This is a genomic window from Methylobacterium sp. Leaf123 (assembly GCF_001423405.1).
Lineage (GTDB): Bacteria > Pseudomonadota > Alphaproteobacteria > Rhizobiales > Beijerinckiaceae > Methylobacterium.
Genome location: NZ_LMNS01000007.1, coordinates 1 through 23,882, shown reverse-complemented (window position 1 = coordinate 23,882; position 23,882 = coordinate 1). Strand labels below are relative to the sequence as shown.

The following is a 23,882-nucleotide window of genomic DNA, read 5'->3' as shown; positions in this document are numbered from 1 at the left end:
GGAGTCACTATAGCCCTGCAATCGAGGGATGTGCGGACTCATGGCGCACGATGATTTGTCATCACGTCTCAACCGGGCCGATGCAGGCTTACGGCGAGGCGTTATCGTCGCGGCCAGCCGCTTGCCGGACCCCTCCTGCGGCGCCCGAGCCAAGCCTGGTGCGACGGCGATGACAGGCCGTGTCGATCCGGAGCGATGGGGGTGGGCCGCGATCCGGCCGGGGGAGGGCGCCGCCGAAGCGGCGGCCGAGCCAAGCCGAGACGCCGATCGCTTCGTCGCCTGGCGCAGCATGCGGGGGACGAGGCCGATCGGGCTGCGGAACCCCGGAGATTCAGGGCCGGCGGCCGGCTCTCTATCCCGGGTCCCATCGATCGGCAGCCGCGCCTGATGACCGAGGCGAATCCGACCCCAACCCTCCCGGTGCTGCGCTACAGCACCGCCGGCCAGCCGCAGGAGCAGGCGGTCGATACATGGCGTCAGTTGATGAGGCTGATGTACAGCATCGATCCGGCTGCCCGAAATGCGGACAATCAGGCACCGGGCGGCGGCATTGCCGTCTATCGCATCGGCTCGCTGCTGGCGAACCGGACCGTCTGGCACACGCAGCACGTCTCACGCGACCGTCGCCTGGTGGACGCGACGCCCGATCATATCGCGTTTCAGCTCTGTCGCAGCGGCAGCTATCACGGCGACATCTCGGGCCGGACCTCCTCCCTCCTGCCCGGCACGGTCGCCGTCGCCAATCGCCGACGCATGCTGACCGGTCGCCTCGCGGCCGACACGCTGGGCTTGGTGGTGCCGCGCCACCTCCTCGTCGGCCTCGATGCCGACGCGCTCGCCGTCCGTTTCGATGCGGCCCGCAACCAACTCCTGGCAGCGCGCGTCGATCTGCTCTACCGCAGCCTCACCTTCACGCCCCCGGAGGCGGCGCCCGCTCTCGAAGCCGAGTTGGTCGGGTTCCTGAGGCGCCTCCTCGATCCCTCACGGGCGGTCGATGTTCTGGAAGGGCCGGAACTCGACCGTGGCCTGTTCGCCCGAGCCGAGCGTTTCGTTCTCAGCCGGCTCGGCGATGCGAATCTTGGGGCCGATCACATCGCTGGCGCACTCGGCATCTCCCGAGCCACGCTCTACCGGCTGTTCGCATCCCGGGGCGGGGTGCGGTCCTACGTGCAGGACCAGCGCTTCCGGGCCCTGCGCGACGCGCTTGCCGACCCGCTGGAGGCGCGCAGCCTGGCACGCCTGGCCGACGTTCACGGCATCCCGAGCGGTTCCTCCCTCAGTCACGGCTTCCGCAGACGTTTCGGCAGCTCACCGCGCGCTTGGCGCGAGGAGCGATCCGCGGCGGCCCTGGCTGAGCAAGGGGACATCCTCGAGCCGGTGCGCGCTTGGTGGCGCGGCTTCAGGCCCCCCGACCGCTGAAACGGCTTGGCCATCTGCTGACGCGGCTGCCGTTCTGATCGTTTCCGACAGGCCTGAAGCATCCAGCAAAGGAGCGCATCACCAACCCTGAGGCGGTCTGGATCCAGCGGGGAAGCGTGCCGAGGGCTCGGTCGGAGCGGCTTGCGGAGCGCGGGACGAAACCTTGGCAGTGGGGCTCGAGGCCGGCACGGCGTCGGTGAGGAAGCGCAGGCGATCCGTTGCGCTGCCCGCAGCAATCGGCCGGGGTACCGTTGGAAGGGCCGGTCCCGCTGCGGCGGGGGCGGGCTGCGCCAGGTATTGGGGGGCGGCCGGACCCTGCGGAAGTATCACGAGGGTGCGGCTCCCGTTCACCGCAACCGGCGGAGCGGCCGGCTGAGGGCTCGCCGGAACCGCAGGTGCGGCCCTCTCGACGGACTTGGCCTGTTTCGGTTTCGGGCTCGCGATGCGGCGGCGCCGGACGGCTGTGGCCGGATCGGATGCCGGCCCGAGCCGCATCCGAACGAGGTCGGCCAAGAGCGCCTCCGCCCCCGTCGGCCGCCGATGGCAATGCTGCACGCGCAAGGAGACCGAGACGGGACCGCGCAGCGCGCCGCGGCCCAGTTCGACGCGATCGAGACCGTCGATCCACTGCCAAGCGTAGGCGCAGCGCTCGCTCACGGCGACGCCCAAGGGGCCGTAGGCGTTGTGCACGGGTCGGCGCACAATGCGGTAGGATCCGCCACCGTCGAGAGTCGCGAGTTCGGCGGCGATCCCGGCCCGGCTCGGCTTTGCCATGGCCGGATCGTCCCAGACGCGGCCCGACGCCATCGTCAGATCGATCCGGCCACCGGGCGGGCCGAAGACGATGCGCTGCCGGAGGCCGGCGCTCGACGGGGTCTCCGTCACGGAGGCCACGGGGCCACTGTTCGGCAGCGAGACGAGGGGCCGGCTGCCGGCCGAATTCAGGGCACTGAAGGCCGTCTCGAAGCGCGGCGTCGTCCGGCGCGCGGTCGAGGTCTGGCAGGCGCCGAGCAGCGTGATGCCGAGCAGGACGCCACCGATCCGGAACAGCGCCTGTCCGGCGGAGCGGTGCGGCCGTTCGAGGGAGAGCATCGGTCTGATCATCGATCCTGTCCTGCAATGCGCGGTTCGTTGCGGCCCGCACCGGCCGTATCGAATGGGCCGAACCGCTCCCCGTCCCGATATTGAGCGGGCCGCGACGAGCCGGCCTGTATCAAGGTGCCGGTTTCGGATTGGGCGAGCGTCCCCACCGGCGGGGTCGGCGGGCCGGTCAGGAAGCTGGCCCGATCCATGCCATTCCAGCTTGGCAGCAGCGCGAAGCCATAGCGCTCGTAGGGCATCGGCCCGACGCCGACGACGCGGCGTGCGATCAGGAGCGGGGCGCCGCGTACCTCGCGCAGGTACTCACCGTCGCGCAGACGCGTCGGACCGGCACCCCCATCGCCCGGACGCAGGGGATTCTCGGCAGCGACGGCGACGGGGAATTCGCCGCGCAGGACGGGGAGCGGCCGGATCGAAGCGGCGGTGGTCGGCTTCGGGACCTTCACCCAGGCGGGCGCGGCAGCCACCGGCTGCGCCGCCGCCGGGGCCGGTCCGCAGGGTCCGGTGTCACGCGATTGCGGGTCGGGCTCGGCGAAGACGAGGCCGACCACCTTCGGGAACAGGCCATCGTAGCGGTTGATGACCTCCAGGTAATCGCGGCTCCGCTTCAGGCGGGAGAGGCTGAGGGCGTAGCCGAGGACGGCGGATTCCCGTGGCTTCAACCCCACGGCCCGCTGGAACCAGTCGGCGGCGGCATCGAACTGGCAGGCGTTGTAAGCGTACCAGCCCAGGGCCTGCGCGCCCTCCGCCGAGCTGGTCGCGAGGACGACCTTGGCGAAGCGGTCGAGCCGCTCGGGCTCCACGGCGGTGCCCGAACTCTCGCTCAGGGTCCGCTCCATGATGTCGATGTAGAGGGCGAGATTCGTCACGGAGGAGGCACGCCACGCGAAGACGACATCCTCCGCCTCCCGGGTCTGACCCATCTCACGCAAGGACAGGGCGAAACCCGTCGCCACCGCAGCGTCGCCGCCACGGCTCTGGGCCAGCTTGAACCAATCGAGCGCCTCCCGGAACTGGCGGCGGTGATAGGCGTACCAGCCCAGCAGCGCGATCTGGGCCGGGTTCCCGAGCCGGCGGGCCTGCTCCCCGAGCGCGGCGAGTTCGGCCGGTTCGATCCGCCCGGCCTGCCCCCCGTGGAGGACCGCCACCATACGGGCCCGCGTCACATCGAGCCGGATCGCCCGGAACTCGTCCGCGCCGTCCGCGTCCCGGCTGCCGATGGCCAGGAGGGGTTCGACGGACGCGATCGGCATCGCGGCCATGGCCTTCTGAACCGTCGCGAGACGCAGGCCCGAATCGGTCTGCTCCGTGAGCAATGTACGGTAGACGGCGGAGGCCTGCGTGAGATCGCCCGATCGGGCATAGGCTTCCGCCAGCGTCCAGGCGATGTCGATGTCGAGGTTCTGCACGGGCTCCTGCGAGGCCTTCACACGGGCGATGATGTCGCTCCAGGCCCCGTCCCGAACGGCCGCGCGGGCGGCGCTCCGCAGGGTTCCCCGGTTCAATTTGCGCGCAAGATCCTCTGAGGGCTGCCAGCCGGGATCCGTTGACTGGCGCACGCTGATGGCGGTGCGCAGTTCCTCGAAGCGGCCCGCCGTGAAGAGATCCCACATCGGGGCCTCCTCGGGCGGGCTCGGCTTCAAGGTGTCGAGGTCGGCCGGAACGGTCCAGTTCGGGTGGCGGCGGCGCAGCCGCGCGATCTCGGCCTGGACGCGTTCGCCCTGGCGCTGGGCCGCGTAGAAGCGCAGCGCGCTCTCGTCGATGATCTCGGCACCCCCGGACATCTGGGGCGTGTCGAGGATCACGGCGCCCCGGCGCTCGTCGAGTTGGAGCACGCCGGTGCGGACGGGCGCGGGCTGCGCCGCCGCGGACGCGGACCAGCCGAGGCTCCCGACGACGGCGAGCAGGACCGGACCGGCGGCGCGCAGCGGGTTCAGCGGCCGAGGCATGGCTGATACCTCATGTTGGCGGCCGTCAAGGCCAGAAGATGGAGGGTGGCGGGATAGTAGTTCTCGTCGGCGGCCGGCTCCTGCAGGCCGGCCGGCAGCGGCGCACCGGCGACCGCGCAGGCGGCCAGGGCGGGGATGATCGCGTAACCCGGCTCGGCCATGCGTCCCGCGACCGAACCATTCGCCGTGTCGATGATCGGGAGACCGGCCGGGTCCGGCTCGCTCCAGAGGGCCAGCAGCGGCTCGTAGTAGCGACGGTCCCCGATGCCCGCCATGGCGAGGTAGAGCGGCAGCCGCACGGCGTTGTAGGAGAAGTGCGGGGGGAAGCCGGAGGCCGGCTGGGGCTGGCCATCCCGCATCGAGATCCACTCGGTGGGAAGTTTCGCCTGGCCGAAGCGCGCCCGCAGGACGAGATCCCGACCGGTGGTGCCGAGCCGGTCCCAATCGAATTCCGGCGCGACGGCGGCGAGCCGGGGGAAGGCCGGGAAAACCCAGTACGAGAGATTGATGACCGGCCCGTCCGGCCGATCCTCGGCGGAGAAGCCGCTCATCGCCGGCAGGAGGAGCGGGGGCCCCTCGGTCCGGAAGAGGACCGTCCGGCGGGCGATATCCACGGCGATGCGGCGGGCCGCCAAGCGGTAGCCCTCGTCCGCCCAGCCCTCGCCCGCCTCGACCAGCGCCCAGGCCACGAGAATGTCGCCGTCCGTGGCGTCGTTCACGTCGGCGATGGCGGGCCGCTTGTCCGGCTCCCAGCGCCACGCCAACAGCGCGTCGTCGCGCACCATCAGGTTGGCCCGCGTCCAGTTCCAGATCCGCTGGAAGGCATCGCGGTCGCCGGCCGCCACGGCGAGCAGCATGCCGTAGCCCTGGCTCTCGCTGTGACTGATCCGGCCATTGGCCGTGTCGACCACGCGTCCCTGATCGGTGACGAAGCGCGCCTTGTAGCTGCGCCATGCCCGCGCGTTCCCAAGGCTGTTCAGGAGGGGATGCGCCTCGGCGGTTCCGGCGGCACGCTCGGCATTCGCCCCGGCGGCCGGCTTCGCCTCGGCAGCGGCCGGCTCGGCCGGGACCTGCGCTTGCGCGAGGGCGAGCGTCAGGCCGAGGAGCAGCGAGGCTGTGAGGGCATGGGTGCGTCGGAACATCATCACTGGTCCTCCCGCCGGTCGTCGGCCCGCGGAGCGCCACCGGGGCTTCCGTTGGCGCGACCCACGTCGCGCAGCATCGCCGAGGTGCTGAGGCCGAGGCTGACCGCGGCGGCGAACAGGATCAGCACGAAGAGGCTCGGATTGGTCGAGAACCAGCCGGCGACGACGAGCCGAAGGTTTCCGATGGAGGCTGGACCGCTCTCGAGCAGGCGGACCTGTTTCGCGTCGTAGACGGCGAGCGTCCCCTCCTCGCCATCGAGTGTGGCGACGCGGCCCTCGATCCGGCTCCAGATCGACGGCGTCGTCAGGCAGAGGGCCGAGGCCTGGAGGCTGGCCGCGTTCGGAGCCGTGAAGACGGTCAGGAGCCCGCTCGGATCGCGGCCGGGCAAACCCTGGCCGACGATGAGGGATGCCTGCGGACCGACCTCGATCTCGGGCTCGCGCACCTGATCCTGAGCCCAGTTGACCGTCGCGGTCCAGCCTTCCCACGCTGCGGCGGTGAGCTTGGCCTTGAAGGTCGTCGCCCAGTCGGTGAGGCGCGGCTGCGCCGACAGCGTGCCGCTCCAATCCGCGACGAGATCGTGCTCATCCCTTCCGGAGGAGTCGAGCCGCGGACGCGACGGGACCGGATTGGCCGAACGGGGCGCTGCTGCGGGAAGAGCACAGGCCGGCGGCCGATCTTTGCGCAGCCGGTCGAGGCTTGCGCCCTCCATGACCGGCACGCGCCGCGTCGGCTCGCCGAGCGGTGCCGTGGCAGCCCGCCCCTCCCAGATTTCGCGGATCCGGTCCGGGTTCAACCCCACGGTCCGCAGGATATCGGGTTCGAGCGCGCGGGCGGGTGCGACGACGACGGTCGGGGTCCGCCCGTCGAGGGCGCGGTCATTGGCAAGCTCGAAATCGATCGGCTTCTCGGCGGAGAGGGCCATCTGCACGGCGAGCGTGGCGGCGGCCGACATCGTCTCCCGATCCGGCGTCGGCACGACCAAGCGCGGGCGGCGGTCGGCCGCCACCTCCGACAGGCCTCCGCCGAGCGTCGCGGCCAGATCCGGCAGGCGAAGAGCCTGGGCGAGGCGCGGCACCGTCATGCTCGAGCGGTCGAGCAGCATGAATCGCCGAGGCGCCGCCCCCTCTTCGCAGACACGGTCCGACGCCGTCGGGAGCAGGGCCCTGATCTCGACCCGGTTGCGTCCGGGCCGCCAGCGGCTCAGCGGCAGAGCGATCGCCTCATCCCGGAAGATGTCGCCGTCGGCGCGGGCCAGGGGGACACTCGCCACGTTGCGCCCGTTGACGTCGACGATGATCTGCGAGCCGACGTCCAGGCCGGCGGCGTATCCTCCGGCGAGGTCGAGCATGACCTTGTCGTAGTCGGCCGGCACGAAGTCCGTCGGCAGGGTTACGTCGAAGCCGGTACGGAACAGGCGGCCGGCGAAGTCCCGGCTCTGGAGCCCGAAGGCGGCCAGACTGAGCGTCTCGCCGCTGCGGGCCGGCACGCCGCGCGCCAGGGCGAGCGCTTTGAGGCCCTGTGGGCTGCCGAGCGGATCGCGCGTCGTCGTCCCGCTCACGATCCGCTGCGCGGCGACGATCTCCGCAGGCGTGTCGCCGGGCAGGGTGATCCGTGCGGCCCGCTCGCCCTGGGCGGGCTCGAAAAACACCGTCTGGCGGGTCGGCTCGGTGCTGTCGCCGTCAGATTTGCCGACGATGATGTCGAGACCCGCCGGCCCGCCCGGCTCGGCGGCGAACTCCACCGCCGCCTGCGAGAACCCGCCCGCGAGCGCGACCCGTTGAGCGAGCCCGATCAGGCGCTCGAAGGTGGCGAAGCCCGGCCGGGTGCGCAGGACGATGCGGATCGGGACCACCCCCCTTCCGTCGGGCGCGATGGCGGCAAGGTCGCGCAGGGAAGCCGCGCCCACGGCGCCGGGCGGTGCGACGAGACCGGTCCAGGCCGGGTCGATCTGCGTCCAGAGTTCGTAGGTGGAATCGAGGGAGCAATCGACCCGGTGCCTCTGGGTGCCGGCGACCGCCACGGCGTTGTAGCCCGGTTTCAGCAGGTCGGCGGGAATGTCGAACTCGATGATCCGGATCGCGCCCGGCGCCTTGATCTCGCTCCGGCCGACGGCGACCCCGTTGATCGTCGCGGTGAGGAAGGACGCATCGGGCACCACCGAGATCGCGGCGAGATAGCCGATGCGCAGGCGCAGGCGCTCGCGGGCCTGCGTCTCCGTGAGGTAGACGGGCCATTGCAGGCTGCTCTCCTCACCCGCCAGCCGCAGCCCCGTCGAGAGGGCCGGGAACGGGCGTTGCGGCAGCGCCACCGCCGGGGCCGGCGCGATGGGGCCCGTCTCCGCCGCCACCGGACCCGGGCGACGGACGACGGGTTGAGCGTCGGGAAGGCTGAGAACCTGCGGCGCCCCGCGGCCGAGGAAGCTTTGTGCCGATGCCGGCTGGGCGGCCGCGACGAGCAGCGCCGCGAGCGTCAGCCGGGAGAGATGGTGCGGTGCAAGGCAGTGCCGGTGTGTGACGGGCATCGTCGGGCTCGATTTCGGCTTCGAGGACTGGGCTCTCATGCGGGGGGCTCAGCCGGCGCGCGTGGGCGTAAGGGCGGTGTCGGTCAGGTCCGCGGACCGGCGACCGCGCTCCGATCCGCCCGCCGCGCCGTCGGGCTCTGCCATGCGTTGAAGCCAGTTCGGGGAAGCCTCAGACGGCGGGGCAGCGGCGGCGCGGCTCTCCGCCGCTCGCGGGGCCGGCGCATCGGCCGGCCAGACCTGATCGGCGGCGCGCTGCCGCTCGGTGGTGCGCGGGCGGGCGGCGGGCTCCTCGACCTCGGGGCTGGCCGTGGGCGTCATCAGGCAGGCGAAGGCGCGGATCGGGCCGGTGATGCCCCAGCGGATGAATTGCAGCGTCCCGGACAGGATGTCCTTGTGGCCGCGGCGGCGCTGCTGGAAGCGGACCATCGCGTCCGCATCGCCGTACATCAGATCGGCAAGCGCGAAGTAGCTGCCGGGCGTCATCGTGTCGAAGATGAGATCGCAGACCGATTCCTCGCCGGCCGCGGTGATGCCGGCCAGCCGAACCGGGATCGTCCGGGCGTGGCTGAGGAGCGGCAGGTTCGCCTGCGGGAGGGCCGAGAGCGTTCCCATGGAGCCGTCCCCGGCCCGACGCATCGGGAGAACGGCGTCCAGACGGATCCGGCACTGTGCGCTGGAGATGCGCTCGACGGTGACGTCGAGGGCCATGCCGTTCAGGTTCAGCACCGCCGGCCGATCGACGGTCAGGGACGGCGCCTTCTCGGTCTGGCGCCGCTCGGCCGCCACGCCCAAGGCGGCGCCCGCGGTGATGAGGTTGAACAAGTTCCACAGGCCGACCACCAGCATCAGGTTGGTGATGCCGAGCTCGAAGGCGTAGCGATAGGCCGAGACCACGCCCCCGCAGAAGAGCAGCGCGAAGACGAGGAAGTAGGGGAGCGCCAGGGGCGAAAGCTGATCGTGATCGAGGCTGACGTTCTTGGCCGTCACCTTGAAGGTCGGCTTGCGCGGCGACATGATGACGGAAGCTGTCGCCTTGATCAGGAACAGGCCCTGGACGTACTCGTACAACTCCGAGACGAAGGGCCAGCGCACCCGTCCGTAGAGGAAATTCTGCATCATCAGATTTACGATGATGTAGGTCGCCGTATAGGCGATCGCCTCGTCGACGTTGGCCACGACGATCTTCATGTTGAAGAAGATGTACAGCAACGGGGCTGCCATGAAGATCAGCCGCGGCAGCGGGAAGAACCAGAACGTCATGCTCGACAAGTAGCAGAGCCGCTGAATCGGCTTCAGGCCGCTCTTGAGGACGGGGTTCTTCAAAAGCATGATCTGCAGCATGCCCTGGCACCAGCGCGAGCGCTGGCCGATGAAGTCGGACAAGGTTTCCGGCTGCAGTCCGGCGATCAGGGGCTTGTCGACGTAGAGGCTGGTCCAGCCGCGGGAATGCAGCTCGAAGGCGGTCTCGCAATCCTCGGTGATGGTGATGCCCGAGAACCCGCCGGCCTCGTCAAGCGCTCGACGGCGCAGGAGGGCGGCGGAGCCGCAGAAGAACGAGCCGTTCCACTTGTCGAGACCGCACTGGCCCACCGCGTAGAACATCTCGTTCTCCGACGGCATCCGATCGAAGGTTTTCAGGTTCCGCTCGATCGGATCGGGATTGAGGAAGGCGTGCGGGGTCTGGACGAGGAAGAGCTTCGGATCGGTGCTGAAATGGCCGATCGTATCGCGCAGAAACGAGCGGAACGGGACGTGGTCGGCATCAAGGACCACGATGATTTCGCCGACCGAGTTCTGCAGGCCGTTATTGAGGTTGCCCGCCTTGGCGTGCACGTTGCGGCGGCGGGTCAGGTAGGACACGCCGAGATCGGCGCAGAGGGCCTGAAGGATCCGGCGGCGGGCCCGCGCCTCCTCGGCCTTGCGGGGATCGGCATCGGCGCATTTCTGGTCCGTCCCGCCATCGTCGAGGAGCCACACCGTGACCTTCTCGGCGGGATAATCGAGGGACTTGGCCGCCGCGAGCGTGGTCGCGAGGATGTGCTGGTCCTCGTTGTAGCTCGGCACGAAGATGTCGACGGTGGGCAGGTCGTCGTCATCCTCCTGCGGCGCCGGCCCACGCGATAGAGGGGCGGCGTTGATCACGAGGCTGATCGCCAGAATGTAGAAGCAGTAGAGTTCCGCCCCGAGCAGGATCACACCGGCGCCGAAGTTGATCGGATCGTCGACCGGCGGCAGCGTGCTCGACAGACGCCAGTAGATGTAGCGCAGCACGACGAGGCTACCGATGGCGAGAAAGGTCAGCCGGCCGGCGCGCCCCTTGGCGAAGAACCACAGCAGGACCATCAGCACGATCGCGCCGATGCTCATTTCAAGCTGAGCGGTCGTGCCCAGGGGCTGCGAAAGCAGCAGCAGAGTCAGCGCGGCGCTGGCCAGCCAGATGGTTCGGGCAAGGAAGGGTGGCATCAGGCCAATCCCAATCAATCGATGCGGATAGGGAGAAGCGGTCCATCGCGGTCCGCCCGTTCGATCTCAGAAGGCGATCCGGCCATCGATGCTGGTGTAGTATCCGCCCTTGCGGATACGGTCGAAGGCGTAGCCCGCACCGAGCGAGAACTTCATCGGGCCGATGGCGAAGCCGGTTACGTGTCCGCCTGCTCGCCAGCCATTGAAAAAGCTGTCGCCGAGGAAGGTGACCTCAGGACCGATGAACACCCCGGGCGCCACGGCGAAGCCGGCCCGGGCGCGGGCATAGTAGGCATCGAACAGCGTCGAGTAGGACGCGTTCACCGCCAGCAGCGTGTTGTCGGTCGGATTGACGTACAGGTCGCCCGCGACCTTCATGCCGAGACCCGTGCCGACCACCGGATTGTTCGGGTCGAGGATCGACAGCTCGTTGCTGCGCACGTTCATCCCGATGTAGCCGGCCAGCGCGGCCTGCTGCCAGATCCATTCGTAGCCGAGCAGAACCGTGCCTTCCTGCTGCACGCCCTTGACCGTCTGCCCCACGGCGCCGCCGGGATAGGAGTATGTGCCAGCGACGCCCTGGATGCGCACGCGCAGCCCACTATCGAGCAGGGTGGCGACGGGGGCGATCGTCGCCGTGATCGTCCCGAAGGCCGAGTTGTTCGTGGTCACGGTCGCGCTGGCATCGACCGCCACGATCCACTCCTCACCCGCGACCTCTCGCTCGGTGCCCGTGTACCAGTCGGCGCCGACCGCTCCGCTCGACGCGAGCGTGAGCCAGCCCAGCACGGCTGGCAATTTCTTCAGGTGGTTGAACACGCTGCGTACCCCCAAAGCCCGCGCGAGTTCAGCTCACGTCGCGCAGCGCCAAGAAGCATCGGCATGGTTAACATAATCTTAAAACGGAATGCTTTGTCGGTGACTATGCTGATTTTCTTCCTCTTCTCGGATTCATTGACTGCCTAAATTTCGCATCTATTTGATCTGATTCGATGCGATGGACGTCGTCGCACAAGGTATCTGCCGATTAATCAGATGTCACATCGGCGATTTTTGAGGCAGGCATCAAGCCGAAGAGGCTGAACAGAACATTCGCAACAGCCGGCCCTGCAGAGCTGTTGTCGGCAACACTCAACAGAACAATGCGAAGTCGCAGATGAGGCCGGGCGATGCTCGACACGGGTTGCCTGAGATCGCTCCCCAGGGATTTCGCACCGCAACACGCCGAGGCCGGGTTCGGTTTTCAGCGGGAGCGTCGACCGAATCCGCTTCAACCCGAACGATCGAGGCCGCGGTGCCGCGGCGAAGGCGGGCCGGTTGCGCCGTATCACGTGCCGGGAACCCGAGCGGCACCGTGGAACCATGCGGTCGCCGGCCGAGAGCGATCCAGACCCCGCGTCACCCGTCGGGCGCACGCGCCTCGACCCGCAATATCGGGGTCGCGTCTTGGATCATGCGGCCTTCGACATCGCCGACGAGAGTGAGAGGAGCTGATTCCAGCTTTTCCAGACCGCACCGGATGAGCGGCCGATCGCTGTCTCGGGAGACCGCGAGGTTCAGTGCGGCGACATCCGTGCTCATCGACGGGTCGGCCAAGAACCGGTCCTGTCGGCGCCGGCGCGCCGCGCAGAGAAGTGGCTGCGCGGTGTCGGCTCCGGTCTCCCGCGTCCGTGGCCTCGCCAAGGGAAGCGCCGAGAGCCGTCCTCGCGGCGGTCGCGGCACTGTCGAGATCACGGACGGCCGTCTCAACCTGCGGAGACGTGCTCTCCATCGAGGCGCGCGGTGCGGCGGAGAGCGATACGGGCCGGCTCGCTGTATTCACGGCTGAGGGCGTAGAGCCGCGTCGAACCGGCCCTGTCGCCGGCAATCCGGAGCGCCAAGCGGCGACCGGAGATGCGGTCGGTCCCCGCCCGAGTCCGTACGACCACGTCGCGCACCGTGCCGGGCGCGGCTTGGATCGCATCGAGGGCGTTGCCGAGTGTCGCGCGATCCTCGGGTACGAGATAGGCGAGAACGTCGCCGAGGGCGCAGACCCGCTCCGGCGCCGCGCCGTTCTCGGCTTCCTCCCCATCGGTCCAGACCACCTGTTCGGTGGCGCGATCGATCTCCCAACAGCTCGAACCGGACAGGACGCGGATGGCGCGAATGCGGTCGCGGCTGCGGGCAAGCGCGGCGCGTTTCTCTTGAAGCAGGCGTTCCCGCGTGAGGCTCCTGTCGACGGCGGAACGGATCTGCGCCGTCAAATTGTGCAGGTCACGCGTCAAGAACCAGGACGGTCCCTGCTGCTGCGTTTCCTGCCGACACAGCGCCTCGGCATGGGCGAGGTTGCGCCTGAGGTGACCGCCCATGAGCCAGCCGAAGCTGGCCACGAGCCCAACGGTGCCGAGCAGGGTCAGAACCGGGGCTCCCGATGGGCGCACGTCCGGCACCCGCACGCTCACCAGCCAGCCGACGCCGCCCTGGCGCACGTCGCCGACCGTGGCGCTGACGTCCGGGCCGTGAACCTCCGGGCCGGATCGGTGGAGCATGCGTCCCGATCCGTTGAGCATCTGGATCGACAGGCCGCGGCCCGCATCCGGCAGCGACCGCCTGGCCGCGGCGATGACCGCGTCGGTCCAACTCGGCGTCAGCTGAACCGCAAGGACGCCACGAATATCGTCGCCGCTGCCCACGGGCGCCGCCACGATCAGGTTGCGCGGCACCGCAGCGCCCGCCCGGCTCGCCTCCGCGGCCTCCCCGACCACGATGCCGGCCAGGGATTTCGCGAACCAGGGACTGCCGGAGACTTCGGCACCGACGATGCTCTGCCGCGACGTGGCGAGAACGCGACCCGCCCGATCCGCCAACAGGACGTCGGCATAGTCCGGGTAAAGCCTGCGCCACGCGGCAAACAGGCGTTCGGCCGCCTCTCCGACCGCTTGCGGGTCTTGAAGGGCCAAGCTCTCACCGATCAGGGCGAGATCTCGTCCGACCGCGAGGAGAGCGTCTTCCACTCTCTCCGCGATCAGGGCCGCGCCTTCGCGCCCTTTGCCATTGTCGTGGGACGCGGCGCCGATCCCGATGTCGGCGGTCCCCAACACGGCAAGGCCGCCGAGCCCGGCTGCCAGTGCCAGCAGCAGCGCGAGCAAGCTGCGGAGTGAGGAGAAAAGCCCGTGTTTCACGAGAGAGCCGGACGAGAAGCGAGAAATGAACGCGGCGGCAACACAGATTCGATGAACGCGATAGATTCATGAAAATGGTTAACGACATGTTAATCTCAATATAATTCCCTGGAATTGGTCGTCAGCCTGTCTATCGCGCGCTCGTATCTGAAATTTTGATTATATAATCCGCCTCGATCGGCAGGTGGCGGCAGGCGGGGCCGAACTCGTCGACCACCGCCGGGACGAGGTGGCTGCCGCGGGCGAAGCCGAAACGCTGCGGGTGGGCGAGGTGCCAGGTGCGGTGGACCGCGCGGTAGAACAGGGGCAGGGTGGTCATCGCAGGGTGGTCATCGCAGGGTGGTCATCGCAGGGTGGTCATCGCAGGGTGGTCATCGCAGGGTGGTCATCGGTGGCGTGGCGGTCCGGTTCTGGGTCAGCGGGCGGTCGCTGGCAGACTCGCCTGCGGCTTGGGGGAGGGGATGGAGACCGGCGGGAGCGGCGTGAGGAAGCAGCCGCCCTGCTGACCCGCACAGGTGAGGATGGCGTCAAAACGCGGATCGGCGACGACGAGCGGACCGCCGGGGGCGGCGCCAAGGCGCAGCGGCAGCTCCGGCGCGGCCGGGCGGCCGTCGCGGCGAGCGGCGCGCTCGGCGGTGCTGGCGAGGCGGCTGGCGTCGAGGCCCAAGAGCAGCGGCGGGGGCAGGGGCTCGGGCTGGGGCGGCAGCACGGTGAGATCCGCACCGACGAAGCCGAGCCGGTAGTTGGCCGAAGCGGTCAGGCTGCCCTGGGTGATGCGGTACGGGCCGGGCGCGCTCTCCAAGTCCGCCGTGGTGGCGAGAGCCCCGGTCAGGTGCTCGCCCGCGACGAGGCCGCGCCCGCCGATCCGGTAGGTCAGGCTCGGATTGGCCGTGCCGGCGGAGCGTGTCTGCGGGTCGGCGCGCACGAGGATCGGCCGCGGGGTGACGGTGAGGTCGGCGCCGCGATAGGTCAGGGCATAATCGGCCGAGGCCGCCAGCGTGCCCTGGCTGATGGCGTAGGCGCCGACCTCACTGCGCCCATCGGCGGCGCTCGCCAGGGCACCGGTGAGGCGGTCGCCGTTGACGAGGCCGTGTCCGCCCACCGTGTAGCTCAGCACCGGGTTGGCATCGCCGTACAGGCGCGAGCGCGCATCTGCCATCACCGTCACCGGACGCGGGCTCACCGTGAGATCCGCGCCGACATAGCTCACCGCGTAGTTGGCCGTGGCCGCCAGCGTGCCCTGATCGATCGCGTAGGCCGCCACGGGGCTGGTGGCCTCGGCCGCGGTGGTCAGCTTCCCTATTTAAAGCGCCTAACAGAACCGTTCACAGACTAAACCCTGGGATGTGAAGTCCGCTTTACTCGATCCAGCGCCAGCGCCGGGCCAGAGGACTGTTTGGACCCCGATTCCTTTCCTCGCGGGCCTGATCCTCGTCGTAGGCCGCGAGCAGATACGCCCGCTGACGCTCGTTGGGCCCGATCGCGAGCGCTTCGAGAGCCGCAGCGCCCGCCATCGGTTCAGCGCACCAGCTCGACCTTCACGCCGACGGCTCCATCCAGATCAGTCCAGGCCTGATCTGCCGTCAGGGCGACCAGGCCGCGCGCCTTCGCCAACGCGAGGCAGCTCCGGTCCCCGAACGAGAGCCCGGCCGAGCGCGTGACCTGCCATAGCGCGCCGGCCTCGACGGCCGACGCGCGATCGAACTCGACCACTGCGAGGTGCAGATGCTCCAGAGCCCGGCTCACCGCCGCAACCGCTCCCCCACGCTCCACAAGCTTGGCGATCACCTCCGAGTAGTTGACGGCCGAGATGACCGACTCGGCCAGCGCGGCACGCACGCGCTCCTGTCCCTCTTCCTGATTGATTAGGCACAGCAGGGCTGATGCGTCCAAGGCGTATCTTGCGGTCACGACCTCACTCCTTGGCCGCTTCGGTGCGCCTGTCGGCAATCAACTCATCGACCACACTGACCCCTTCGGGGATGAAGCTGCGAGCGAGCTTCTGAATCTCGGCGATAGCCGCATCCCTAGATCGTACCCGAAGCTCCCCTTCGATCACTTCCATGATGACGGTGTCGCCGACCTCAAGCCCTAGTTCACGACGGAATCCCGCCGGAATGACAAGCTTGCCACCATCAACGATCTTGGTTGCGCGTGATTCCATGGCAATCCTCGTCAAAAATGTAACAAATTGCCTTTTAGACCAAGATCACGCGTGATGCCAGAAAATCGCTGCCTCCAACCGACAGGCCGTGCAAAAAGGGTATACCCTTTTGCGACGGATCATTGGCCCTGATAACAGGAGCTATCGCGGGAAATTTGTGGATCATTAGGATTTGAACGGCTACGCTCCCGCCATGGAGCTTGACGCCGCCGATCCCGCCTCCGAGCCGACCCGCGACGCGTTCGCCGCGCCGGTCCCATTCGCCGACGCGCTTCCGCCCGGCCTCGACCTCCTGATCGAGCGGCTGGAGCAGCACGCCCGCGCTGCGCGCGGCGCGTTCGCCGACAACACGCTCCGCGCGCTCGCCGCCGACAGCCGCATCTTCGCCGCTTGGTGCCGGGAGGGGGGGAGGGCGATGCTGCCGGCGACACCGGAGACGGTCGCGGCCTTCATCGATGCGCAAGGCGAGGTGAAAGCGCGCGCCACGGTCGAGCGCTACCGTTCGTCGATCGCGGCGCTCCACCGCGCCGCCGATCTGCCGAATCCCTGCGCCGACGAGATCGTGCGGCTGGCGGTGAAGCGGATGACCCGGGCCAAGGGCCGGCGCCAGAAGCAGGCCGAGCCGCTCAATCGGGGCAGCATCGAGCGCATGCTGGAGGTGAAGACCCCCGGCCGGCTGCACCGGCGCGTGACGGAGGCGAAACGCGAGATGCCGCTGATCGCGCTACGCAACGCGGCGCTGGTTGCGGTCGCCTACGACACGCTGCTGCGCCGCTCCGAACTCGTCTCTTTGTATATAGGGGATCTGCACAAGGGCGCGGACGGCTCCGGCACCGTGCTGGTGCGCCGCTCCAAGGCCGACCAGGAAGGGGAGGGGGCAATCAAATACCTCGCCCCCGACACCATGGCGCACATCGAGGCCTGGCTGTCGGCCGCGCACCTCGAGAGCGGGCCGCTGTTCCGGCCGCTGACGAAGGGCGGGCAGGTCGGCGCGGCCGCGCTCGGGGGAGGGGAGGTGGCGCGGGTGTTTCGCGATCTCGCCACCGCGGCCGGGCTGAAGCTGGCGCGGCTGCCCTCCGGACATTCGACCCGGGTCGGGGCGACGCAGGACATGTTTGCAGCGGGCTTCGAACTGCTCGAGGTGATGCAGGCCGGCTCGTGGAAGACCCCGGCGATGCCGGCCCGCTACGGTGAGCGCCTGCGTGCTCAACGTGGTGCAGCACGGAAGCTCGCAACTTTGCAGAACAGGGCGTAGTCCAAGGAACCCACGCGATCTGGAGGTAAAGATTCGAATCTTGTCAGGGTGCGCCAAAATCTCATGCCATTTGGAATAGTACTGCGAGCGGTAGGCGTCTGAGATCGACAAGGGACGGGCAGCGGCCCAGGGAAACCGATAGTGGCGTATTCGCCTTACACCCATTTCAGCCTCTCGGCCAACTATCGCGCCTTGTGCGAGGCGAACACTAGAAAATCCCAGTTTTCGGCCTGAGCTTCTTTATTGTTGGGCAGTCGCACATCAGCCCGAAGGCCCTTTCTCGGTATCGATCTGAAGCAGACAGAGATGGCATCAGGTGCCATTCGGTGAAAGTCGGCCTCGTAGCTCTTCGACGCCGCACCAGCGCCCAGCCAGTTACTTCCCCAGCCGGGATGGAGAAACTTGGCCCGGACCGTGCCTCAAATCAGATCACCGCATGTTCGATTGGAACGACCTCACCTTCTTCCTAGAGCTTGCCCGGCATGGCCGGCTGATGCCGGCCGCGCGTCGGCTTAAGGTCGACAATACGACGGTCAGCCGTCGTATTGCGGAGTTAGAGCGCGGGCTCGATACAAAACTCTTCCAGCGCTGCTCCGACGGCTTCCTGTTGACCGAGGCCGGCCACAAGCTTTTCGTGATCGCGGAGACGATCGAACAAAAGATGCTGTCCGTGCCGGAAGAGCTCGGCCTCTCGGAGGGCGCCGAGCCCGCAGGGCGCGTACGGGTTGCCAGCATGGAAGGCATCGCCGCGTTCTACCTTTCGGCCAAGTTCGCCGAGTTCGCTGCAGTCATGCCCGGCATCGTCGTCGAACTCGTCACCGAGCGGCACCTCATCAACCTGACCAAGCGCGAGGCCGACATCTCGGTATCCTTCGTGCCGCCCCAGGGCCCGCGCCTGAAGGTGTGGCGGGTCGGCGAGTTCCGCTTGGCCCTGTTCGGGGCGGAACGCTACCTGTCCAGGCACGGCCGACCGAAGACGCGCGCGGACCTTCAGGACCATGATTTCGTGGACTACATCGATGATCTTGTGGCGATCGAGCCGGTGCATTGGCTGCTCGAGGTCCTGAAGCCGACGAACGTGGTTTTCCGCTCCACCAGCATGGCCGCCCAGCAGACGGCCGTTGCAGCAGGGGCAGGGCTCGGCCTGCTGCCGCTTTTTTCAGCCAAAACCAACCCAGCGCTCGTCCCCATCTTAGCGGATGACGTGGTGGTGCAGCGCGAACTCTATCTCGGTGTTCACGAGGACATCGAGCATGCCGGCCGGATCCGCGCCGTGACCCGCTTCCTGACCGAGCTGTTCGCCAAAGAGGCAGAGTACTTGAACCGATTTTAGGCAGGTCACGGCAAGAATGCAGCGGGCGTTGCGGATTTTCTACCTTCGCGACGCGGACGGTCTCTGTTGCAAATGCGGCATCCCGTTCCAGGAGCCGTGTCGATGCCCCTCCAATACCCGAAATTCAAGGCGGCCGCCTGCCACGTCGCCTCGGTCTTCCTCGACAGCACCGCCTCTGCCGAGAAGGCCGTTGCGCTGATCGGCGAGACCGCCCGCGCAGGCGCCGACCTCGTGGTCTTTCCCGAGGGCTACATGCCGGGCTTCCCCCTCTGGGCCGCCCTGCGGGCGCCGATCCACAATCACGATCTGTTCAAGCGCCTCGCGGCCCAGTCCGTGCATCTGGATGGCCCGGAGATCGGCGCGGTCCGCGCCGCCGCCCGGCGCCACGGTGTGCTCGTCTCGCTCGGGTTCAGCGAGATCGCCGAGGCCAGCGTCGGCTGCCTGTGGAACGCGAACGTGCTGATCGGGCGCGACGGGGCGATCCTCAATCACCATCGCAAGCTCGTGCCGACCTTCTACGAAAAGCTCATCTGGGCGAACGGCGACGCGCGGGGCTTGCGCGTGACGCGCACCGACATCGGCCGCGTCGGCATGCTGATCTGCGGTGAGAACACCAATCCTTTAGCCCGGTACACGTTGATGGCGCAGGGTGAGCAGGTCCACATCTCGACCTACCCACCGGCTTGGCCGACCCGCCCGCCGGGACAGAGCGCCGCCTACGACCTGAAACGGGCCATCGAGATCCGTGCCGGGGCGCATGCCTTCGAGGCCAAGGTGTTCAACATCGTCTGCTCCGCCGTCCTCGACGCGGCCGCCATGGCCACCCTGTGCGACGGGGACGTCGCCCTTGCCGAGATCGTCGAGCGGACCCCCGCGGGCGTGTCCATGGTCCTCGACCCCACCGGCTCCCATGTCGTCGAGCCGCACCAAGGAGACGAGACGATCGTCTATGCTGACATCGATGTCGAGGCCTGCGTCGAGCCCAAGCAATTTCACGACGTCGTCGGCTATTACAACCGCTTCGACATCTTCCGCCTCCATGTCGACCGCACGCCACGCGAGCCGATCAGTTTCGACGCGGCCGTCCAGCCGTCGGGTTATGCCGCCGACGGCGTCGACGGGCTTGAGGCCCTCGATCCGGATGGCGCGCGCGCCCAGTCCGGGGTTGGTGAGCGGGCGCCGGTCCAGCCGCTTCGCCGCGCAGGCCACTGAGACAGTTCGGGCGCGACCGGACCGCGAAGCGACGCCGCGCCGGCTCCGGGGGCTTCGGTCTCCCGATGGTGTTTGCCAGATCCCGCACGAATCGACGGAGGTGCAGTATGCTTTCACCTGATAGAGTGGCCCCTCACGAAGAGGCCGAGGCAATCGCAAACTTGTCGCGAACGCGATCGCGCGTTGCGATCATCCTGAGCCTTGTGATGATCACGATGTATTTCGGATTCATGACGATGTTCGCCTTCGCCAAGACTGCGATGGGCACGATCCTGACGCCCGGCTTGTCGCTCTGTATCTTGCTTGGCGCGGGGGTCATCGTCGGGTCGTTTATTCTTTGTCTGATCTACGTCGCCTGGGCGAACCGCTTCTACGACCCGGCCGTGCGCCGCATCATGAGTTGAGGAGCGAACCATGCAGGCCGCCAACAACCCCCTCGCCGTCACGTTCTTCTTCATCTTTATGGCGCTCACGCTCGGCATCACCTACTGGGCCGCGCGACGAACGCGCACCACGGAACAGTTCTTCGCCGCTGGAGGACAGATCACCGCTTGGCAGAACGGCTGGGCGCTCGCGGGTGATTTTCTCAGCGCGGCTGCGCTGCTGGGCATTGCCGGCATCATCACGTCGAATGGCTTCGACGGCCTGATCTACTCCATCGGCTTCCTGGTCGGTTGGCCGATCATCTCGTTCCTGATCGTCGAGCCGCTGCGCAACCTGGGCAAGTTCACCTTTGCCGACGTCGTCGCCTACCGCTTGCGGCAGCGCCCGGTGCGAATGGCCGCCGCCATCGGGACCTTGACCGTCATCCTGCTCTACCTGATCGCCCAGATGGTCGCGACGGGCTCTCTGATCAAACTCCTCTTCGGCCTGCCTTACACCGCCTCGGTCATCGTGGTCGGGACGGCGATGCTCATCTACGTGATCTTTGGCGGCATGCTGGCCACCACCTGGGTTCAGGTGATCAAGGCGGTACTCCTGTCCCTCGGCGGTCTCGTTCTGGCGCTCCTCGTGCTCGCCCATTTCGAGATGAACCCGCTGCGCCTGTTCGCGGCCGCCGCCGACAAGTACGGCGAGCGCGTGCTTCAGCCGGGCTCCAAGGTCGCGGGAAGCGGATGGGACGCAATCTCGCTGGGCGTCGGGCTGATGTTCGGTACGGCCGCACTGCCACACATCCTGATGCGTGCCTTCACGGTGCCGGACGTGAAAGAGGCCCGGATGTCGATCCTCTACGCCACCGGCATCATCGGCTCGTTCCACCTCCTCGTCTTCGTCATCGGCTTTGGTGCGATGGTCCTCGTCGGGCCCGAGGCCGTCACGAAGGCGGGCGGCGGCGGCAACATGGCGGCACCGTTGCTTGCCCTCACGGTCGGCGGCAACGGGTTCTTCGGCTTCATCTGCGCCGTCGCCTTCGCGACCATGCTGGCGGTCGTCGCGGGCCTGACGCTCTCCGGGGTGGCTACGGTCTGCCATGATCTCTGGGTCAACGTCGTCCGCAACGGCCATGCCCCGGAGCGTGAGCAGCTCGCCGTCGTCCGAATCGCGACGGTCGCCATCGCGGTCCTGGCGGCCTTTCTCGGAATCATCTTCGAGGGTCAGAACGTCGCGTTCATGGCAGGGCTGGCCTTCGCCGTCGCTGCGGCCGCCAACTTCCCGGCCCTGCTGCTGTCCATCACGTGGAAGCGGTTCACGACAGCGGGAGCGGTCGCCAGCATCCTGATCGGGACGTTCTCCTCGCTACTGCTGATCAGCCTCTCCCCCACGATCCAGGTCGATGTCCTGGGGCGGAGTCTGACGGAGATCTCGCAGGCTTGGTGGCTCGTCCCGATGAAGAACCCGGCCCTCATCAGCATGCCGCTGTCCTTCCTCGTGGCGATTGGCGTCTCGCTCGTCACCAAGGAGGACGCGGCCGACAGCACCTTCCGGGAGATGCGCCGGAGGATCATGTTCGGTGCGCCGCGGGCGGCCTACGCCGGCCGTTGAACCCTCGGCCCGGGACTACACATGGACGGGGCGTCGAAGGATGCCTCGTCTATGGGCGTTCGGGTATCGGCCGCTCAAGGCTGCACACCGAGCCGGGCGGCGACGCGCCGGGCGGTGGCCGTGCGGCGTTCCGTGATCGCCGCCACCGCGGCGCGGGCCTGTTCGAGAATGGCCGGCGGCACCCTCTCCGGGGTGCCGCTGTCGAAAGGCGGCTCGGGCGCGTAGGCCATGTAGAGCTGGATCGCCTTGGCGGCGTCCTCGCCGCGCAGCTCCGCGGCCAGCCGGAGGGCGCCATCGATCCCGGCCGTGACGCCCGCCGCAAATACCCATGTGCCGTCGACGATCACCCGCTGGTCGACAGGGATCGCACCGAAGTAGGGCAGCAGATCAAACGAGGCCCAGTGGGTTGTGGCGCGGCGGCCTTTCAGGAGGCCAGCGGCCCCGCAGAGCAGGGCGCCGGTGCAGACCGAGAAGACGCTTCGCGCGCCGCTCGCCTGGCGGCGGAGCCAAGCGAGGACGGCCTCGTCCTCCATCAGATCCTCCTGGCCGAAACCGCCGGGGACGTGCAGCACGTCGAGTTGCGGCGCGTCTTCGATCGCCGCGTCCGGCGTCAGCCTCAGGCCGCGAACGTCCCGAACCGTCTCGGCCGTCTTGCCGTAGACGCGGTAGGTCGCGTTCGGGATGCGCGACAAGACCTCGAACGGGCCGGTGAGATCGATCTGGTCGATGCCCTCGAACAGGAGGGAGCCGATTTCCAGGTGAGTGTCGGGCGGGATCATGTCTGCCTCCGGTGGACAGCCGAAGGGTACTCGGGCAGGCTCTGGCGCGGATGCCAAAGAACCCTCGTTTCCCGCCAAAACCGGTGCGGTCCGTGGAGGTGCTCGCCTTTCCGGGCGTGCAGGTGCTCGACGTCACCGGTCCGCTTCAGGTCTTCGCCTCCGCCAACGAGCATGTCGCCCGCAACGGAGACGGGCCAGCCTATCGGCTCCGGGTGGTCGCGAAGGGGGGGCGATTCCGTCGCGTCCTCCGCCGGCCTCGCGCTTGCGGTCGAGCCGCTGACGTCAGTGCCGGATACGGTCGATACCCTGATCGTTGCCGGCGGGCCCGGCGTCGATGCGGCAGCCGGCGATGCCGAATTGGTCGAATGGCTGCGTCGGCGCAGCCTGCAGGCGCGACGGGTCGCCTCCGTCTGCACCGGCGCCTTCCTCCTGGCGGCTTCGGGCATCCTCGATGGCCGGCAGGCCGTCACTCATTGGTCGTACTGCGACGCCTTTGCCCGGCGTTTCCCGGCCGTTCGCGTGGAAGCCGATCCGATCTTCGTGCGCGATGGCCCCGTCTGGACCTCGGCGGGCGTGACGGCCGGCATCGACCTCGCTCTGGCGCTCGTCGAGGCGGATCTTGGCCGAGAAACGGCCCTGGCCGTGGCACGCTACCTCGTCGTCTTTCTCAAGCGTCCAGGCGGTCAGGCGCAATTCAGCGCGGCGTTGTCGCTGCAGACGAAGGGGGACCGCTTCGACGCACTGCACCGTTGGATGCGGGCGAATCTCGGCGCAGACCTATCGCTCTCGGCCCTGGCTGCGGAGTCGGGAATGAGTGAGCGCAGCTTCAGCCGGCATTACCTCAAAGAGACCGGCCTTACGCCGGCCAGAGCCGTCGAACGGCTGAGGGTCGAGGCCGCCCGCCAGATGCTGGCGGAGACCCATCGGCCGATCAAGCGGATCGCGCGCCATTGTGGCTTCGCGTCCGAGGAGACGATGCGCCGAAGCTTCCTGCGTCTGCTCGCGAGCACGCCGCAGGACTACCGCTCTCGCTTTGGCATCGATCCGCAGATGAAGGCCTTCGCGTGAGCCGCGCCGAACGTCCTCTCAGCCAAGCCCGAGCCTCGTAGCGGACGGGCGGCCCTGGCTCCTAGCGGCTCCTTGGAGTTGGCGGAGCAAGGTCAGGAATGGATCAGGCGTTCGCACTCTTCTTGATCGGCCGCGCACTCCACGTTTCCGGACAGTCGATTCACGCTTAAATCCCGAATCGGCCTCGGATCAGAGCGCATTGCCCTATCGAGATGGGCTCAGAGTGGCCTGCTGCCGGTTTCACGGACACCCAGTTTAGGTGTGATGATGAAGCCGGAGGTGCTCCATGCAGCGTCGCAAGTTCGGACGTGAGTTCAAGATCGAG

The 23,882-nt window shown here is 68.2% G+C and carries 19 protein-coding genes and 1 pseudogene; 7 read left to right on the top strand and 13 right to left on the bottom strand.

Annotated features, from left to right (window positions below):
* Nucleotides 1-387 precede the first annotated feature (387 nt).
* On the top strand, nt 388-1,419 hold the full coding sequence (locus ASF53_RS07540) for a helix-turn-helix domain-containing protein (protein ID WP_056196401.1): 1,032 nt from the start codon (nt 388-390) through the stop codon (nt 1,417-1,419).
* A gap of 78 nt (nt 1,420-1,497) precedes the next feature.
* Here the strand turns inward: ASF53_RS07540 and bcsN are convergent, their stop codons facing one another.
* The 12 genes from bcsN to ASF53_RS07480 form a co-directional block, all read right to left on the bottom strand.
* Complete coding sequence (gene bcsN / locus ASF53_RS07535; RefSeq protein ID WP_156635426.1) at nt 1,498-2,523, bottom strand: cellulose biosynthesis protein BcsN; 1,026 nt, start codon at nt 2,521-2,523, stop codon at nt 1,498-1,500.
* Entirely contained in the window at nt 2,520-4,469 is a 1,950-nt protein-coding gene (locus tag ASF53_RS07530) for a tetratricopeptide repeat protein (RefSeq protein WP_056196393.1), read from the bottom strand. Before ASF53_RS07530 ends, bcsN begins: the two co-directional genes overlap by 4 nt.
* Nucleotides 4,454-5,611, bottom strand: coding sequence for a family 8 glycosyl hydrolase (locus ASF53_RS07525; RefSeq protein WP_502690566.1), 1,158 nt, complete (start codon nt 5,609-5,611; stop codon nt 4,454-4,456). Before ASF53_RS07525 ends, ASF53_RS07530 begins: the two co-directional genes overlap by 16 nt.
* 2 nt (nt 5,612-5,613) lie before the next feature.
* Nucleotides 5,614-8,139 carry a cellulose biosynthesis cyclic di-GMP-binding regulatory protein BcsB gene (locus ASF53_RS07520; RefSeq protein WP_056196376.1) on the bottom strand — a complete coding sequence of 842 codons (2,526 nt, stop codon included), beginning with the start codon at nt 8,137-8,139 and terminating at the stop codon, nt 5,614-5,616.
* A gap of 48 nt (nt 8,140-8,187) precedes the next feature.
* The gene (gene bcsA / locus ASF53_RS07515) at nt 8,188-10,602 is read right to left on the bottom strand and encodes a UDP-forming cellulose synthase catalytic subunit (RefSeq protein WP_056196373.1); all 2,415 of its coding nucleotides are present in this window, start codon (nt 10,600-10,602) and stop codon (nt 8,188-8,190) included.
* 66 nt (nt 10,603-10,668) lie between these two features.
* Entirely contained in the window at nt 10,669-11,421 is a 753-nt protein-coding gene (gene bcsS, locus ASF53_RS07510; protein WP_286134205.1) for a cellulose biosynthesis protein BcsS, read from the bottom strand.
* Nucleotides 11,422-12,000: 579 nt separating this feature from the next.
* Entirely contained in the window at nt 12,001-12,198 is a 198-nt protein-coding gene (locus ASF53_RS07505; protein ID WP_156635424.1) for a hypothetical protein, read from the bottom strand.
* A 149-nt stretch (nt 12,199-12,347) separates the two neighbouring features.
* The gene (locus ASF53_RS07500; RefSeq protein WP_156635422.1) at nt 12,348-13,763 is read right to left on the bottom strand and encodes a hypothetical protein; all 1,416 of its coding nucleotides are present in this window, start codon (nt 13,761-13,763) and stop codon (nt 12,348-12,350) included.
* A 130-nt stretch (nt 13,764-13,893) separates the two neighbouring features.
* Nucleotides 13,894-14,082, bottom strand: a complete 189-nt coding sequence (locus ASF53_RS07495; RefSeq protein WP_056196352.1) for a hypothetical protein — start codon at nt 14,080-14,082, stop codon at nt 13,894-13,896.
* Nucleotides 14,083-14,178: 96 nt separating this feature from the next.
* A complete protein-coding gene (locus tag ASF53_RS26550; protein ID WP_353652171.1) occupies nt 14,179-15,057 on the bottom strand; it encodes an MBG domain-containing protein in 879 nt (292 codons plus the stop codon).
* 224 nt (nt 15,058-15,281) lie between these two features.
* Complete coding sequence (locus tag ASF53_RS07485) at nt 15,282-15,656, bottom strand: type II toxin-antitoxin system VapC family toxin (protein ID WP_286134204.1); 375 nt, start codon at nt 15,654-15,656, stop codon at nt 15,282-15,284.
* 22 nt (nt 15,657-15,678) lie between these two features.
* Nucleotides 15,679-15,927, bottom strand: a complete 249-nt coding sequence (locus ASF53_RS07480) for an AbrB/MazE/SpoVT family DNA-binding domain-containing protein (protein WP_056196342.1) — start codon at nt 15,925-15,927, stop codon at nt 15,679-15,681.
* Nucleotides 15,928-16,099: 172 nt separating this feature from the next.
* On the opposite strand from ASF53_RS07480, the gene ASF53_RS07475 reads away from it, so the two are divergent.
* The 5 genes from ASF53_RS07475 to ASF53_RS07455 all read left to right on the top strand — a co-directional run bounded on the left by ASF53_RS07475 (nt 16,100) and on the right by ASF53_RS07455 (nt 21,710).
* Complete coding sequence (locus ASF53_RS07475; RefSeq protein WP_286134201.1) at nt 16,100-17,182, top strand: site-specific integrase; 1,083 nt, start codon at nt 16,100-16,102, stop codon at nt 17,180-17,182.
* Nucleotides 17,183-17,618: 436 nt separating this feature from the next.
* Nucleotides 17,619-18,515, top strand: a complete 897-nt coding sequence (locus ASF53_RS07470; RefSeq protein ID WP_056196336.1) for a LysR family transcriptional regulator — start codon at nt 17,619-17,621, stop codon at nt 18,513-18,515.
* A 102-nt stretch (nt 18,516-18,617) separates the two neighbouring features.
* Nucleotides 18,618-19,727, top strand: a complete 1,110-nt coding sequence (locus tag ASF53_RS07465) for a carbon-nitrogen hydrolase family protein (protein WP_056196332.1) — start codon at nt 18,618-18,620, stop codon at nt 19,725-19,727.
* Between the two features lie 107 nt (nt 19,728-19,834).
* Nucleotides 19,835-20,131 (top strand): DUF485 domain-containing protein, encoded by a 297-nt coding sequence (locus ASF53_RS07460; protein WP_056196331.1) that lies wholly within the window; start codon nt 19,835-19,837, stop codon nt 20,129-20,131.
* 10 nt (nt 20,132-20,141) lie between these two features.
* A complete protein-coding gene (locus ASF53_RS07455; protein ID WP_056196328.1) occupies nt 20,142-21,710 on the top strand; it encodes a solute symporter family protein in 1,569 nt (522 codons plus the stop codon).
* A gap of 74 nt (nt 21,711-21,784) precedes the next feature.
* On the opposite strand, the gene ASF53_RS07450 is transcribed toward ASF53_RS07455, so the two are convergent.
* Nucleotides 21,785-22,489 (bottom strand): DJ-1/PfpI family protein, encoded by a 705-nt coding sequence (locus ASF53_RS07450; protein WP_056196324.1) that lies wholly within the window; start codon nt 22,487-22,489, stop codon nt 21,785-21,787.
* Nucleotides 22,490-22,539: 50 nt separating this feature from the next.
* On the opposite strand from ASF53_RS07450, the pseudogene ASF53_RS07445 reads away from it, so the two are divergent.
* Nucleotides 22,540-23,557: pseudogene (locus tag ASF53_RS07445) on the top strand (GlxA family transcriptional regulator).
* Nucleotides 23,558-23,882 lie beyond the last annotated feature (325 nt).

Excerpts from the sequence above, each read along its gene's own strand:
- ASF53_RS07495 (WP_056196352.1), bottom strand. The coding sequence starts at position 14,082 with ATGACCACCCTGCCCCTGTTCTACCGCGCGGTCCACCGCACCTGGCAC.
- ASF53_RS07480 (WP_056196342.1), bottom strand. The coding sequence starts at position 15,927 with ATGGAATCACGCGCAACCAAGATCGTTGATGGTGGCAAGCTTGTCATT.
- ASF53_RS07470 (WP_056196336.1), top strand. The coding sequence starts at position 17,619 with ATGTTCGATTGGAACGACCTCACCTTCTTCCTAGAGCTTGCCCGGCAT.
- bcsA (WP_056196373.1), bottom strand. The coding sequence starts at position 10,602 with ATGCCACCCTTCCTTGCCCGAACCATCTGGCTGGCCAGCGCCGCGCTG.
- ASF53_RS07450 (WP_056196324.1), bottom strand. The coding sequence starts at position 22,489 with ATGATCCCGCCCGACACTCACCTGGAAATCGGCTCCCTCCTGTTCGAG.
- ASF53_RS07540 (WP_056196401.1), top strand. The coding sequence starts at position 388 with ATGACCGAGGCGAATCCGACCCCAACCCTCCCGGTGCTGCGCTACAGC.
- ASF53_RS07455 (WP_056196328.1), top strand. The coding sequence starts at position 20,142 with ATGCAGGCCGCCAACAACCCCCTCGCCGTCACGTTCTTCTTCATCTTT.
- ASF53_RS07525 (WP_502690566.1), bottom strand. The coding sequence starts at position 5,611 with ATGTTCCGACGCACCCATGCCCTCACAGCCTCGCTGCTCCTCGGCCTG.
- bcsN (WP_156635426.1), bottom strand. The coding sequence starts at position 2,523 with ATGATCAGACCGATGCTCTCCCTCGAACGGCCGCACCGCTCCGCCGGA.
- ASF53_RS07520 (WP_056196376.1), bottom strand. The coding sequence starts at position 8,139 with ATGCCCGTCACACACCGGCACTGCCTTGCACCGCACCATCTCTCCCGG.
- ASF53_RS07460 (WP_056196331.1), top strand. The coding sequence starts at position 19,835 with ATGCTTTCACCTGATAGAGTGGCCCCTCACGAAGAGGCCGAGGCAATC.
- ASF53_RS07465 (WP_056196332.1), top strand. The coding sequence starts at position 18,618 with ATGCCCCTCCAATACCCGAAATTCAAGGCGGCCGCCTGCCACGTCGCC.
- ASF53_RS07530 (WP_056196393.1), bottom strand. The coding sequence starts at position 4,469 with ATGCCTCGGCCGCTGAACCCGCTGCGCGCCGCCGGTCCGGTCCTGCTC.